This window comes from Paenibacillus sp. BIC5C1, assembly GCF_032399705.1.
Classification (GTDB): Bacteria; Bacillota; Bacilli; order Paenibacillales; family Paenibacillaceae; genus Paenibacillus; species Paenibacillus taichungensis_A.
Window position 1 is genome coordinate 5580256 of sequence record NZ_CP135922.1, and the last position, 14189, is coordinate 5594444.

Consider the following 14189-nt stretch of genomic DNA (forward strand, 5'->3'; position numbering starts at 1 on the left):
AACTACGGGAAGCTCGAAACCAGTATCACTGGTCTATTTTTTTAGAGTACGGATGAAATTAAACGACAGATGCACTGCCATTTATATTTCCATTCATGTTGCTCAATATTATAAATTTGGGGGGAAATACACCATGTCAGCCAAGAAGATGCGTTCCGATATGATCAAAAAAGGTTTTGACCGTGCACCGCACCGCAGTTTGCTCCGCGCAGCGGGCGTTAAAGAAGAGGACTTTGGCAAACCATTTATTGCCGTATGTAACTCTTACATCGATATCGTGCCCGGCCATGTCCACCTGCAGGAATTCGGTAAAATTGTAAAGGAAGCTATTCGTGAAGCCGGTGGCGTTCCATTCGAATTCAACACCATCGGAGTTGACGACGGAATTGCCATGGGACACATTGGTATGCGTTACTCGCTGCCAAGCCGTGACATTATCGCGGATTCCGTGGAAACCGTTGTATCTGCACACTGGTTCGACGGCATGGTATGTATCCCGAACTGTGACAAAATCACACCAGGCATGATGATGGGTGCACTCCGCTGTAATATCCCTACCGTGTTTGTCAGCGGTGGTCCAATGAAGGCAGGTCGTGACAGCAACGGTAAAGCATTGTCCCTGACTTCCGTATTTGAAGGCGTAGGTGCTTATCAAGCTGGTAAAATCGATGATAAGAGCTTGCTTGAACTTGAACAGTTCGGTTGTCCAACATGTGGATCATGCTCCGGTATGTTCACTGCGAACTCCATGAACTGTCTGGCTGAAGCGATGGGACTGGCTATGCCAGGTAACGGAACCATCCTGGCTGTTGCTCCTGAGCGTCGTGAGTTTGTTAAACAATCCGCTAAACAACTGATGGAACTCATCAAAATGGATCTGAAACCACGTGATATCGTTACTGTAGAAGCCATCGACAACGCTTTTGCACTGGATATGGCTATGGGTGGTTCCACAAATACGGTACTTCATACATTGGCACTGGCTCATGAAGCAGGCATCGAGTATCCAATCGAGCGAATCAATGAAGTTGCTAACCGCGTTCCTCACTTGGCAAAATTGGCACCTGCTTCCGATCTTCACATCGAAGACGTTCACAATGCGGGTGGCGTAAGTGCTGTTCTGAACGAATTGCTCAAGAAACCAGGTGCTATTCACGGAGACTGCATTACTGTAACGGGTAAAACGATCCGTGAGAACGTTGAAGGTCAGGAAATCCAAGATACAAATGTCATCCATCATCTGGATAATCCGCACTCGGAAAAAGGCGGACTGGCTGTATTGTTTGGTAACCTTGCACCACAAGGAGCTATCATCAAAGTCGGTGCTGTTGACCCATCGGTTGGCGGATACCACAAAGGTCCTGCTATTTGCTTCGACTCCCAGGAACAAGCGCTTGAAGGCATTGCGAACGGCAAAGTAAAAGAAGGACATGTTGTTGTTATCCGTTATGAAGGACCGAAAGGCGGACCAGGTATGCCTGAGATGCTCGCTCCTACTTCCCAGATCGTAGGTATGGGCCTTGGTGCCAAAGTAGGTCTGATCACCGACGGACGCTTCTCTGGCGCATCCCGCGGAATCAGTATCGGACATATCTCTCCGGAAGCTGCTGAAGGCGGTCCAATTGCTTTTGTTGAAGAAGGAGACATCATTGAACTTGATCTGAACAACCGCATCATCGAATTGCATATCAGTGACGAAGAATTCGAACGTCGTCGCGCAGGTTGGAAAGGCTTTGAACCGAAAGTAAAAACCGGTTACCTCGCTCGTTATTCCAAACTGGTAACGAATGCAAGCAACGGCGGCGTACTGAGTATCTAATTCAAGTAATATCTGGTGAATTTCTATACCAGAAACATAAATAAAGGGTTGCTCTTCAGCCGACTTCGGCGAAGGGCAACCCTTTTCTTTATTCATTTCGCAATCAGTTTCGTTCAGGTACAAGATCCTGTTCAGGAACCAACAATTCCTCTGATGACTGTTCCGCTGTTGCTGCTACCAATGCGTGCTGACCATATCGATCCAGCAGCACATCAAGCGGCATGGCAATCATTTTTGGAACCAATTGTTCGGATCGCTGCTTCAGTCGTTTTGTTCCAGCCGGATGAATGACGCTTAGCAGAAGTTTCAGATACACTTTGGATGCAGAACTGAATGGCCCAGGAGCCAACTCCCGAACCGTAAACCCAAATTTCTCCGGTCCCCGGTTAATCATACTCACACCGTACAGAGCCTTGGCTGAACGAAGTTCAGGTTCAAGTGCGACCTGCCGGGCCAAATCAGGAAGTTGCTGTTCCATGGCCCGAATCATGCGAATGGCCAGATGCATACTTGAGCGTGATGTCATACCCAGATCGAAAAGCTTTTTATTATCAAAATGAAGTTCAATAACCGGATCTCCGTTACGAATGACATGACCGTCGTTCATTTCAACCAATGCTCCATGATATACGCGGGAGCGGTAGTGTAATAATGGGTCCTCTGGTGATGCAGTATGCAAATGATATACCCAATGAAACAACTTCTCCCAGCCTAGCCATAACGCAACAACCATACGTTTCCAAGGTGATAAAAGTGTTTGTGGTTGACCTGCATTTTTAGATTCGCTCACCGTAACGCCTCCCATCAACGTATCGATGCGTACACTGTGCAACTGCTGCCTGTTTGCTTCCTGCAATACGACTTCGAGCGCCTGAAGCATCTGCTCCGGCGCGTGTGCATCAGCGCCGAGGGTAGTCCCTCGATCATGCAGTAACATGACCTCTCCGCCCCTTAGCTCCTTCAACATTCGTTCCGTCAATTTCTCAACGCCCACACTGCTTCTCCAGTCCTCAAACATGGACGACCACAGAATAATACGGCGATCTTTTTTACTGAAGAAATCAAACAGATTCATAATGCCCCATGGTGGACGATAATAACAAGTTCTCACCCCCGTTACCCCTTGAATAATCTGACCTGTTCGTTGAATCTGATCTCGAACCGTACGCGGCCGCATCAACCAATTGGTTTTATGAATATAATTATGAATTCCGAGAAGATGACCTTCCTCATGTATGCGCTGGATGAGCTCGGGATGACGGGCTGCATGCTCCCCGACTACAAAAAACGTTGCCTTTGCTTCATACTGACGCAGTAAATCAAGCAATCTGGGCGTGTATTCCGGGTCCGGCCCATCATCAAATGTTAAGGAAAACTCCGTCTCACTTCTCCCGCGCCTGAACACACGAAAACCGAAAAGTCTGCTAACCAAACTCGGAATAAAGGCGTAAAACGATGAAATGTACAATAACCACAGTAATATGCTCTGAAGTAAATTTGTCATGCTACAAACTCCCCGCTTCTCTTGCTGAATTACCGTGCCATAATATAGCACTAACCAAAATAAACCGCCTTTAATTTTATCATAATTCAGCCTTTTCTTGAATCCTCTTTTCCCAAAAAGATTGCTATCGTGTACAATAAATGCATCCTAATTTTTACCTTAATGACGTATAAAGGAGCCCTGCCCATGCTGCCGCTTTACAAAAAATACGGGCGCACCGTCTTTGACATTGCGCTGCTCGTATTAACCGTGTACTTTATCATGTACGGTTTTAGTCGATTATATCAATTGGCTGCGCCAGTTTTTCTTTCATTTATAGTGTATTGGATGATCGAACCTCTGGCAAGATTTCTACATCGTAAAGGATTGCCCAAAACCTTGGGTGCCGCCGTTTCAGTATTATTGTTTCTTGCAGTTATTGTTGCTGCTTTTTTTGGATTGGGGTTAATTATCGTATCCCAAATTTCTAATTTGCAGGATAATTTCCCTTATTATATCGAGTTGATTCAGCATGAATTCACCAATCTGGTTTATTTCATCCAGGACAAGTCTGATGCCTTACCTAACGGAATAACCGATAAGGTTAATGACTATTTTGCGACACTGACCGGATTCCTGTCCAAATGGGTAACCAGCGGTGCGCAATTCGTGATCGGTTTTCTCAGTTCATTTTCTTCCTTTATTACTAATTTCGGGATTGCCATCATTCTCGCGTTCTTTCTCAGCATTGAGATTGAATCGTGGCGGAAATTTGCCCGCGCCAAAACACCAAAAACGTTAAAGCTGGCTCTTGAATTTATGCGGAATCATGTGTTCAAGACGATCCGTTCGTATTTGAAGGCCCAGATGATTATGATGCTGATTACTTTTGTATTGATTTATGCAGGCTTGTTAATTCTGGGAACTGCCAATGCCTTCACCATCGCAGCCATCTGTGCCGTTTTTGATCTCGTTCCATTGCTGGGTGTTCCTGTTATTTTCATTCCGTGGATTGTGTATCTGTTCATTGTGGGAAATAGCAGCCTTGCGATTGGCTTAATTGTAGTCCTTGCTGTAACCATGCTGACACGCCAACTGCTGGAGCCCAAAATATCGGGTAATTCAATCGGGGTTTCTTCCGCTTACTTGATGCTTTCTTTTATGCTGATCTCGCTCTCTGTCTTTGGTCTGGCTGGCGTGGTATTGTCTCCCGTGCTGCTGATTCTACTCAAAGAACTGCTGCAACAAGGATATCTCCAGCAATGGATCCATTTGCCGAAGGATGAATTCGAATCTTCCCCATTAGTGATGGACACACCGGGCAGCACCACCCCTGATATGAATGTTGAGCCTTCGGTGCAAGAGCCTGCTTCTCCCGGTAATCACGAGGATTCAGCCAAATAGTCCATCACTTTTCTGAACATCGCCGTTGCTTGATGACGGCTGCTTGGAGCAACGTTTTGGACAAGGACAGCTACAGCATATTTGGGTTGTTCCGTAGGCCCATACCCAATAAACCATTGATGGTTACGTTTCTCTCCGTGCTGCTGTACCTGTGCTGTGCCTGACTTCCCTGCCACCTGCCACCGTGCATGTTGCAGGGATTTTCCCGTTCCGTCACTAACAACCTTCTTCATCCAGGATAACAGCTGATGCGCTGTAGCTGGAGAGATCCGTCCTGCTGAAGATGGTGAATCATGTATCGGCATATCCAGCATCGTATCTCCATCGGCATATCGGATACGCTGAACGAGGCGTGGAGCGCTCACTTTGCCATCATGCAAAAGCGTAACGATCAAATTGGCCGCTTGTAAAGGAGTAACCAGAACGTCCCGCTGACCGATAGCCGTCTGTACCTTGGCTCCTTCATCCTGAGGAGAGACGGAAGGCAGTCTCACTCTTCCTGCATCCTCATGATCGAAATGATGCAGCACCGGCATACCTGAAGCCTTCTTTCCCTCCCAGCCAACTGTACGTGCCAATCCCAAAGCATCCGCCGTACGTTCCAGCTGCTCCATACTGAGCCGACGTGCAGTCTCAGCAAATACAATATTACAAGACTCGGCAAATCCCTGCTCCAGATTCAATGTCCCATGCCCATGCTCCTTCCAGCAGGACAGACCGTATTTCCCAAACTCGCCATCACAATGGAAAGTTTCCCCTTTGGATACAGCGTGATATTCCAGTGCGGCCGCTGCTGTAACGATTTTGAATATTGAACCCGGTACAGCTCCCTGCACGGCACGATTTGCCCAAGCCGTTTGTTTAGGGTTCACATGCTGCGGATTATAGAACGGCGCCGAAACCATTGCACGTACGTCTGCATTGGCTGCATCCAGCACAACGATAGCCCCTTCCTTCATTCCGGACTTCTTCACAATCTGCTCTATCCCTTGCTGCACATCGATATTGATCGTCGTCTCTGCACGCAATGGGTAGTGTGTATTAGAGGGTGCAATCACGCGTGGCTGGATATCCTGAATAACTTCTCCTGAACCTGTAACCATACGAGTTAACAAGGTAGGCCCAATGCCCATCAATAAAGGTTCCATTGTTCTTTCCAACCCGGCTGCTCCAGATTTCATGGTAAAAGGCTGCTTGACCTCATTTTTGTGACCCAACTGTATATTTGAGAATCCAGGCTGTTCAGCAAGATAACCCAACCATTGCATGCCCGTAGCGGCTTGTCCATATCTCGTCATAAAAGGATACACACTCGCTCCGTCTGCCTTCAATTCACGTAGTCGGGCAACCTGAGAATTGGTCAACGTTCTGGGCTGGTTGGCACCTGCTGTCCAGAAATGGGGTGCGTTTCCTTGATTCCATTCCTTTTGTAACGACTTCACATCAGTATGTAAGAGAGCAGCCAATTCCTTAACCTCCGAATTTGCCACTATGGATGGATATGAATGACTTGTTTGATTTGGATGCGGAAAAAGGACCAACCCCCATTCCAGCTTGCCTGTTAAGGGTTGACCCTTATAATCGGTAAATTGGCCTCGTCCCGTATCCAGTACCACTCCTCGCTCTCGCTGCAATACGGACATTTCACGAACGGTACGTTGGAATCCTGGCATCGTGCGGTTGATTTGAACGCCCTGAACCCAAGCTAAACGAATCATAAGCAAAATAAATAAACCCGTAAGAAGAATACATGTAATATAAATGCGCCGCTTCAGTTGTAAAAGCATCAGGACACCCCGTTCAGCGTTTTGGCATAGTATTCTTCATTCGGAATGGAATTATTCGGTAACAACAAGAAAACCTGTCCCATATTAGGGACAGGCTTCTCAATTGAAGCAAACAGGTTCGAATTAGACTGTAAAGCGAGACAATGTATCTTTCAATTCTGTGGACACATTCTCCAGTTTTGCAGACAAATTCACCAGTTGGTTACTGATATTTTGTTGTTCACTACTCAAGGAGGCAACTTCCTGGGACGTTGCAGAAGATTGTTCAGCTACTGCGCTGACATTACTCATCGCTTCGGACAACGTACCTTGAGATTGATTCAAATCTCCGATTGAGCCGGTGACCATGCTCAGACTCTCAACAAAAGCACCCATTTGTTGCTGTACTGAAGCAAATATTACATTGGTATCTTTTACGGCATCCATCTGTTCCTTAAATAATGGATAAGCTGCAGACAATTGATCCACCGTCTCATTCATTTCGGTCATAATCTTGTCAGTAATGTCGCCCACCATATCAATGGACTGTCTGGATTGTTCAGCCAACTGACGAACCTCATTTGCTACCACCATGAATCCGCGTCCAGCTGTACCGGCACGAGCGGCTTCAATTGTTGCATTCAAGGAGAGAATATTTGTTTGTTTGGTAATATTCTGCATGACGTCAAGCACCTTCAGAACAGAGGACGTGCTCTCTTTCAAGGAATCTACCTTATTTACCAACGCACCAATCATTTCTTCTGTCTTCTGCGTTTTGGTCATCAACTGGTTCAAATGCTGTGTACCTGTTTGACTGGATTTCTCTACATGACGGGCTGAATCACCCATTTGTTCATTCGCGGCGACCACACTCTCCATCTGACGGGAGATATTGTCGGTCAATTCGTTTCCACGCTCCGCTTCTGTTGCCAGACTGCTTGCTCCACCTGCAATTTCTTCAGTGGCTACGGCAATCTCTGAAGCGGAGACTGCTGTTTTCTTGGATGCGCTGCTCAGCTCAGAAGCGGTATCCAATACTTCCTGTGCGGAACGGTTGGTTTGCTCCACAAGTTTCGTAATTTGCTCCATCATCAGGTTGAATGCAGCCGATAATTGACCAATTTCATCCTGGGAGCTATAAGGTGTACGCACCTTGAGGTTCCCTTTTGCACCTTCTTGCATCAGATCTTTCAATTTGCCCATTGGGCGGGCAATCATGCGAACCATCCAAATACCGATCAGTATCGCAATAACGGCATCAATCAATGCCATCCACAAAGTCAGTGTAAGAATACCCTTGGCATCTTTAACCAGGATCGAAGTTGGAACCATCCCGATCAGTTTCCAATCGGATGTATCCATGGTGCTGTATGATGCCAGCATATTGGTTGAATTTCCATCCATCGTATACTCCGTATTCGTGCTGCCGGATTTTTCTTTCAAATCTTTTATGAAAGCCAAATCCGTATCTTTCCCTGTACGATCAGCAATCGTTGAAGCTACTACCTTGTTGTCCGGAGCAATGAGCTGGAGGACTGCGCCTTCACCCAAGTCAAGTGATTTCAATTGCTGCTCCAGAACCTCCAATTTCAATTCAATGATTAACACATAGGACTGGGTTGTCCCTTGCAGATTCTTCATTGAACGGGCAATTCGGAACGTTGGTGTGCTGCCATCCTCTTTGACTTCCGTTGGAAGCCAGCGATATCCACCTGCTTGTACCAACTCGTCGTACCAGCTCTCATTCCGGATGTCGCCCATGGAAGAACTGCTGTTACCTGTGCCCATGGTAGACCTTGTTTCGTCTGTAGGCACAAGATAAATCGCTTCCATAGATTTATTCGTAAAAGCAATATTCGATAATTGTTTGTTGATGGAGCTTGAATTCACAAACGTATCATATGCCGACAAATTCTTATCAGACATCTTCTGAAGCAAGGACTGCATTTCCGGATCGAAGAAAATTTGTGTGGATGTATCTACGAACCGTTCCAGGATAATGTCCATTTTTTGTTTGGTTTGTTCAATGGTTTCCTGATTTGATCGGGATGCATTCTTCTCAATCGTATCTTTGGCTTTTGCATAGGATAATAGACCTAGACCAATGACAAAAAACATGATTCCTACGAAAAAGACCAAAAACAGCTTAACGCCTACCGATTTAACGGGATTAGCCTTCTTAATCTGCGTAAACGTTGTTCCCCCAACATCTTTCCAGTTTTGATTCTTCAACTGGTTTTTGGTCTTGTTCCACCCCGACTTCAGCTTACCTGAGCCCAATGTAAAAGACTTTTTGCCTGAGGTATCCCCTGTCTTACTTTTAACACCTTTTTCTTTCTTCACTTTCTGAACCTTCTCGGGCTTAACCTTCTCGGGTATTGTCAACTCTTCCCCACTGTCCTTCTGCTTCTTTTGAACCAATCCCATTCACCTGCCAGTAATTTACTTGTTGGATTTTTCTTTCTCTCCCCTATAAATATGTAGTATTCGACAGCTTTCTCCTTTCCCCTTTCGTTTTCTCGAAATTTATTACAACTTTTTTCCTATTTTTCTATAAAAAAAAGACCCCCATATACCGATATACGGAGGTCGAATTTGTAAATTTTATAACACTATATTGTTAAAACATAACATTATTTTGTTAAAAACTAGGCATTTAAACCTACTTCTTTTTTCTCATCATATCAAAGTAGGAAACAGGTTGATCCACCTTCATTTTTACACGCTGTAACGGGTGACGGGCTGCATCGATTACATTGCCTTCTTCATCCTGTAATTCCCCAACCACCTGTTTGAAAAAGTGGCCTCCTGGACCGAAAAATTCGATCTCCTGTCCAGGTTTGAAATGATTGCGCTGTTGAATGGTCGCCATTCCTGTAGCCGCATCATAGTCCATAACCAATCCAGCAAAGTCGAAAGGTACCGCTTTTTCTTCCGGTTCATAGATGTGATCCTCATGATCCGGTGTATCATAGAAAAATCCGGTATTCAGTGGACGATTCGCTGCCTTGTTCATTTCCTCTACCCACTCAGGCTTCAATACATAGTTCTCCGGGTCAGCCATATAAGAATCGATAGCCTGACGATATACGTTAACCACGGTAGCCACATAGTGAATCGACTTCATGCGGCCTTCGATTTTGAAGCTATCCACACCAACATCAATCAGCTCAGGAATATGCCCAATCATGCACAGATCCTTCGAACCCATGGAAAAAGAATTGTCCTGCTCCTGGAATAGGGGCAGCTGGTTCTCTCCCAATTTGAATGGTGCAGGTGCCTGCATTTGCATTTCTTCTTCGCTGACCCACACGGTATCTTCCCGGGCATCTTCAAACAGATCATACTTCCAGCGGCAGGATTGGCAGCAGCCACCCCGGTTGGAGTCACGATCCGTAAAATGGTTGGACAACACACAACGTCCGGAATAGGACGAGCACATCGCTCCATGAATAAAGGCTTCGATCTCGATATCCACATTAGCCTTGATTTCTTCAATTTCTTCAAAGCTTGTCTCACGTCCAAGAACGACGCGTGGAAGGCCTTCATCCTTCCAGAACTTCACAGCTTGCCAGTTCAGAGTGGATTGTTGTGTACTCAAATGCACTTCCAGACCCGGTACTGCACGCTGAGCAACTTCAATAATTGCTGGATCTGCTACGATAATAGCTGCAATTCCTGCATCATACAAGTTTTGCAAATACGCTTGAATACCTTCGATATCTTCATTATGTGCATAAATATTGGTTGCCACGAAAACTTTGGCTCCATATTTTTTGGCAAATTCCACACCTTCACGCATTTCTTCAAAGGTAAAGTTATCCGCGTTGGAACGCAATCCGTATGCCTGTCCACCGATATACACAGCATCTGCACCATAATGGATTGCAAATTTGAGTTTTTCAAGATTGCCCGCCGGAGCAAGCAACTCCGGTTTGTCCAGACGGTTACGTTTACCCGAGAACTTCCGCTGTACCGCCACTGTTTCCATGTTGTTCACCTCGTCTATTAATACACCTGTTCTTTATAGAAAAATCCAAACGACAATTCCCGTTCAGGGTCCTGCAATTGACGAACCTCGTCCAGCCATTCCTCACAAAATGCATAAGCATCGGCATCAGCCGCATAACTGTCCAGAGCTATACGGTATGCACGTACAACAGCTTCGTTATACGCAAGTGGTTTTAACATACCTTCAATTTTAAAGCTGTGTACCCCGGCCTCCATCAACAGATGAAGATCTTCGAGAATACAGATATCCTCCGAACTCATGATATGAGTTCCGTTCACATCTTCATAGATCGGAAACTTCTCATCCCGGCGTTCAGCCTCAATCAGAAATAAACCACGTTCTTTACCCAAATGCCCTTCTACAGGACGCCCTTGATGGGACATATAACTTTGCACCAGACTCCGTTTGGAATGATAAATGTTCGTCATGCCATGAACCTGTACCTGAGCTTCCACCTTCAAAAATGGAACCATTTCTGTCAGCTCGTCCATATTCAATTCCCGAGCAAGCACAACACGACTCGCCCCTTTGGTTCCCCAGTAGTTGGCTGTTGCATAGTTGGTCGATGTCATCTCAGCGTTCCAGTGCAGCTGGATATGAGGAGCATGCTCCTTAATAGCGGCGAGCACAGATGGGTCGTTGAACTCCACCCCATGAATACCGATTTTACCCAGTGCTTGAACATATTCAGGTAATTCCTTTAGCAACTCATTGGACATCAGATTGTTCATAGACACGTATACACGAGCCTGATGTTTCGCTGCAACGGCAACGACTTCTGCTGTTTCTTCCACACTGAAGCTGCCAGGAAGACGCATGCCGAAGCGATCATCCCCAATTAACAAAGCATCTGCTCCTGCTTGGAGCAGCACCTCTGCCTCTTTCACATTTGCCGCCGTAACGAGCAGTTCATGTTTCGTACTCATATACATCCCCTCCGCTTATTGCGCAGCCTTACTTTTGGCTATATTTTGCTGATGTTCCTTATACGTTTTGGCAAACAAATGTCCGAATGTACCATCCTTCTTGGTCACATAGAACAGGTAATCCGAAGCTTCCGGTTCCAACGCTGCCTCAATGGATGCCAGACTTGGACTTGCAATCGGTCCTGGTGGCAGCCCTTTGTTCAGATACGTATTATAGGGACTCTGTACCTTCAGATCCTTGAAAAGCAGTCTGGCCTTCGGCTTATCCAGTAAATACTGCACTGTCGCGTCGATCTCCAGTTTCATATCCTGCTTGATCCGATTATAGATCACACCTGCCACAAGCGCGCGCTCCTGATCCACCACGACTTCTCTCTCGACGAGCGATGCGATCGTTAACACTTCATGCAAAGACAGATTTCTCTCCTTGAGTTTGGATGCCAAATCAGGGATAGAATCAATTTTGGTCTGGAATTCCTCAAGCATTCGCTGCATGACCTCTTGAGTAGAACTTCCCTCTTTGAGCTCATACGTCTCCGGGAACAGATATCCCTCCAGCACATATCGCAGTTCTTCATCCACTGGAATGTCCTTGATGATGTCGATATCAAAAGCAGATGGATCATTCGCAAGCTTGAGAAATTCTTCACGATCCACAATTCCCTCAGCAGATAGTTTGTCCGCCATTTGCAATACTGTATATCCCTCAGGAATAGTAAACTTGACCATGGATTCAGGCACAACCTCACCGTTACTCAGTTTACTAATAATCTCATCGTATGACACACCTGGATTTAAGGAATATGTACCTGCCATAAAATTCGATCCTTGTTTCTTCCATTTCAGGTATCCCTTAAAGGCTAAACCACTTCGAATTAGACCTTCCTGCTCCAACTGGTCGGCAATTTTGGAAGTTCCTGACCCGCTCTTGATCTCGAAAACGATCGGTTCTGTGGATGCTTGTACGGGACGCATCATGCTCCAGACATATACACCTGCGCCTCCGACAACAACCACGATGATAAGCAGAAAGACTAAAATCGCTTTTCCTTTCAAAAAAGACACAACTCCTTTACACAACCAAAAAGAGCGGACTTCTCCGCCCTTCCGGTTTCTTCAATTTGAAGCTGATCAATCAATCTTCGTCAATGGGGAGTGTACACTCATCATACAGTTCAGAGATGTTCTCCCACTCATCATCATCGTCAATCGTAACTAATTCCGGCATGATCTGGCCTTCACTTCCCGGTAAAACCCGCAGAAGTTCAACTTCGTCATAGGGACGTAATGAACTGCGGAGCACCGCATACTGTTGGCCCTTCACTTCAAACTCGGCCAGCAGGTCATACGGATGCGATTTACCGTTCTCTTCTTCCAGCTCAACGTGAGCACCAAAAGCCAGACGCAGCGAATCTGTCCATTTCAAGTCTTCGCGGCTGTATTCTGTCATTTAGTTCGCTTCCTCTTCATCTTCTGCAAGAAATGTATTAAACGTCTCCTCGACGATATCCCATTCGGCATCATCTTGGATGACGAAAAGTTTAATATCGTCGCCCTCTTCTTCATAACGGAATGCATAAACATCCGTCTCTCCATCTTCGGGTTCAACCGGAGCAACCATCATGTACTTGGCCTCCGAACCGTCCACTTCGAATTTCATGATGACTTCGAATTCCTCTTCATTACCCTCGTCATCCGCAATGTAAATAATCTCCGATTCTTCTTCCATACCCAGTTGATCTTCAGCCATTGTTGATCCCCCTCACCTTTTACTATTGGCATCCAAATAATTTTGCAAAATCAAGCTTGCGGCCATTTTGTCCACAACCTGCTTGCGTTTTTTGCGACTGACATCCGCTTCAAGCAACGTTCGTTCTGCTGCCATGGTTGTCAGTCGTTCATCCCAAAGGTGAACAGGTAAATTCAGTTCGCCCCGCAGGCGTTCGGCAAAAGCAATGCATATTTCACCACGCGGCCCTACGGTGCCGTTCATGTTTTTGGGAAGTCCGACAACAATCTCGCCGATCTCATGCTCACGCACAAGCTCCGCAATCCGAGCGAACTCACCTTCATCCCGGCGGCGTTCAAGTACTTCCAATCCCTGGGCAGTCCAACCGAAGGCGTCACTAGCGGCAACTCCGATTCTCCGGTCCCCATAGTCCAAACCTAATATTTTCATCCATGCTCTCCCATCCTCAAGCCTGCTCAGGTCGAACAATATTCGCCTTCTCAAGCTTCAGGCTGTCTTCTGTCGGTTCATTTCCCGCTGCCTGCATAGCTGCATCACAGCGGAAGCGGTGTACATTACCGGTGATTGGCCAGATAAGAACGAACAAGCTCTTCAATCAGCTCATCACGCTCTTTTTTACGGACCAGACTGCGTGCATTGTTGTGACGAGGGATGTATGCGGGGTCTCCAGAAATCAGATACCCGACAATCTGGTTAATAGGATTATACTCCTTATCCACCAGTGCATCATATACCGTGAGAAGAATCTCTTTGGAGGATGCTTCCTGCTCGTCGGCTTTCACATTAAATTTAACCGTCTTATCCATGGAGTCCATTGATGACACCTCGCTCCTGCATGAACATGGGGACCATGTCCTGCCGAATTGATTTCTGCTTATATAATAACATATTCTGACTGCCACAAGTAAACAAAGGATAAGCCAATTGTGTTTTTTGCTTGTCCTTTACTGGCTTCAGCATATTGCATCATTCGATTCCACTCGCTCTCGGGTACAAAAGTTGGACGGGAAGAAGCATCCCGATCCAACC

Annotated in this window: 12 protein-coding genes; 2 read left to right on the forward strand and 10 right to left on the reverse strand. The window is 46.1% G+C overall.

What is annotated here, in order from left to right; genetic code table 11:
• Nucleotides 1-133 precede the first annotated feature (133 nt).
• On the forward strand, nucleotides 134-1819 hold the full coding sequence (gene ilvD, locus RS891_RS24970) for a dihydroxy-acid dehydratase (RefSeq protein WP_113053445.1): 1686 nt from the start codon (nucleotides 134-136) through the stop codon (nucleotides 1817-1819).
• 103 nt (nucleotides 1820-1922) lie between these two features.
• Here ilvD and RS891_RS24975 read toward each other — a convergent pair whose 3' ends face one another.
• A complete protein-coding gene (locus tag RS891_RS24975) occupies nucleotides 1923-3323 on the reverse strand; it encodes a polysaccharide deacetylase family protein (RefSeq protein WP_315793520.1) in 1401 nt (466 codons plus the stop codon).
• A gap of 186 nt (nucleotides 3324-3509) precedes the next feature.
• Between RS891_RS24975 and RS891_RS24980 the strand changes: the two genes are divergently transcribed.
• Nucleotides 3510-4706: an AI-2E family transporter gene (locus tag RS891_RS24980; RefSeq protein ID WP_315793521.1), complete on the forward strand. Its 1197-nt coding sequence runs from the start codon at nucleotides 3510-3512 to the stop codon at nucleotides 4704-4706.
• On the opposite strand, the gene RS891_RS24985 is transcribed toward RS891_RS24980, so the two are convergent.
• The 9 genes from RS891_RS24985 to RS891_RS25025 all read right to left on the reverse strand — a co-directional run bounded on the left by RS891_RS24985 (nucleotide 4685) and on the right by RS891_RS25025 (nucleotide 13975).
• On the reverse strand, nucleotides 4685-6493 hold the full coding sequence (locus RS891_RS24985; protein ID WP_315793522.1) for a peptidoglycan D,D-transpeptidase FtsI family protein: 1809 nt from the start codon (nucleotides 6491-6493) through the stop codon (nucleotides 4685-4687). The genes RS891_RS24980 and RS891_RS24985 overlap by 22 nt on opposite strands.
• A gap of 123 nt (nucleotides 6494-6616) precedes the next feature.
• Nucleotides 6617-8899 (reverse strand): methyl-accepting chemotaxis protein, encoded by a 2283-nt coding sequence (locus RS891_RS24990; protein ID WP_258530645.1) that lies wholly within the window; start codon nucleotides 8897-8899, stop codon nucleotides 6617-6619.
• 235 nt (nucleotides 8900-9134) lie between these two features.
• On the reverse strand, nucleotides 9135-10463 hold the full coding sequence (locus RS891_RS24995; protein WP_113053442.1) for a peptidase U32 family protein: 1329 nt from the start codon (nucleotides 10461-10463) through the stop codon (nucleotides 9135-9137).
• 17 nt (nucleotides 10464-10480) lie between these two features.
• Entirely contained in the window at nucleotides 10481-11410 is a 930-nt protein-coding gene (locus RS891_RS25000) for a peptidase U32 family protein (RefSeq protein WP_315793523.1), read from the reverse strand.
• 15 nt (nucleotides 11411-11425) lie between these two features.
• The gene (gene mltG / locus RS891_RS25005; protein WP_258530644.1) at nucleotides 11426-12466 is read right to left on the reverse strand and encodes an endolytic transglycosylase MltG; all 1041 of its coding nucleotides are present in this window, start codon (nucleotides 12464-12466) and stop codon (nucleotides 11426-11428) included.
• A 79-nt stretch (nucleotides 12467-12545) separates the two neighbouring features.
• Nucleotides 12546-12860, reverse strand: coding sequence for a DUF1292 domain-containing protein (locus RS891_RS25010; RefSeq protein ID WP_024633076.1), 315 nt, complete (start codon nucleotides 12858-12860; stop codon nucleotides 12546-12548).
• Nucleotides 12861-13160, reverse strand: a complete 300-nt coding sequence (locus RS891_RS25015) for a DUF1292 domain-containing protein (RefSeq protein ID WP_024633075.1) — start codon at nucleotides 13158-13160, stop codon at nucleotides 12861-12863. It abuts the gene before it with no gap.
• Between the two features lie 12 nt (nucleotides 13161-13172).
• Nucleotides 13173-13589, reverse strand: a complete 417-nt coding sequence (gene ruvX / locus RS891_RS25020; protein WP_076287768.1) for a Holliday junction resolvase RuvX — start codon at nucleotides 13587-13589, stop codon at nucleotides 13173-13175.
• A 125-nt stretch (nucleotides 13590-13714) separates the two neighbouring features.
• Nucleotides 13715-13975 (reverse strand): IreB family regulatory phosphoprotein, encoded by a 261-nt coding sequence (locus tag RS891_RS25025; protein WP_024633073.1) that lies wholly within the window; start codon nucleotides 13973-13975, stop codon nucleotides 13715-13717.
• Between the last annotated feature and the right edge of the window lie 214 nt (nucleotides 13976-14189).

Bases quoted from the DNA above. Each gene is read 5' to 3' on its own strand.
- ilvD (WP_113053445.1), top strand. From the start codon at position 134: ATGTCAGCCAAGAAGATGCGTTCCGATATGATCAAAAAAGGTTTTGAC.
- RS891_RS24975 (WP_315793520.1), bottom strand. From the start codon at position 3,323: ATGACAAATTTACTTCAGAGCATATTACTGTGGTTATTGTACATTTCA.
- RS891_RS24980 (WP_315793521.1), top strand. From the start codon at position 3,510: ATGCTGCCGCTTTACAAAAAATACGGGCGCACCGTCTTTGACATTGCG.
- RS891_RS24985 (WP_315793522.1), bottom strand. From the start codon at position 6,493: ATGCTTTTACAACTGAAGCGGCGCATTTATATTACATGTATTCTTCTT.
- RS891_RS24990 (WP_258530645.1), bottom strand. From the start codon at position 8,899: ATGGGATTGGTTCAAAAGAAGCAGAAGGACAGTGGGGAAGAGTTGACA.
- RS891_RS24995 (WP_113053442.1), bottom strand. From the start codon at position 10,463: ATGGAAACAGTGGCGGTACAGCGGAAGTTCTCGGGTAAACGTAACCGT.
- RS891_RS25000 (WP_315793523.1), bottom strand. From the start codon at position 11,410: ATGAGTACGAAACATGAACTGCTCGTTACGGCGGCAAATGTGAAAGAG.
- RS891_RS25010 (WP_024633076.1), bottom strand. From the start codon at position 12,860: ATGACAGAATACAGCCGCGAAGACTTGAAATGGACAGATTCGCTGCGT.
- RS891_RS25015 (WP_024633075.1), bottom strand. From the start codon at position 13,160: ATGGCTGAAGATCAACTGGGTATGGAAGAAGAATCGGAGATTATTTAC.
- ruvX (WP_076287768.1), bottom strand. From the start codon at position 13,589: ATGAAAATATTAGGTTTGGACTATGGGGACCGGAGAATCGGAGTTGCC.
- RS891_RS25025 (WP_024633073.1), bottom strand. From the start codon at position 13,975: ATGGACTCCATGGATAAGACGGTTAAATTTAATGTGAAAGCCGACGAG.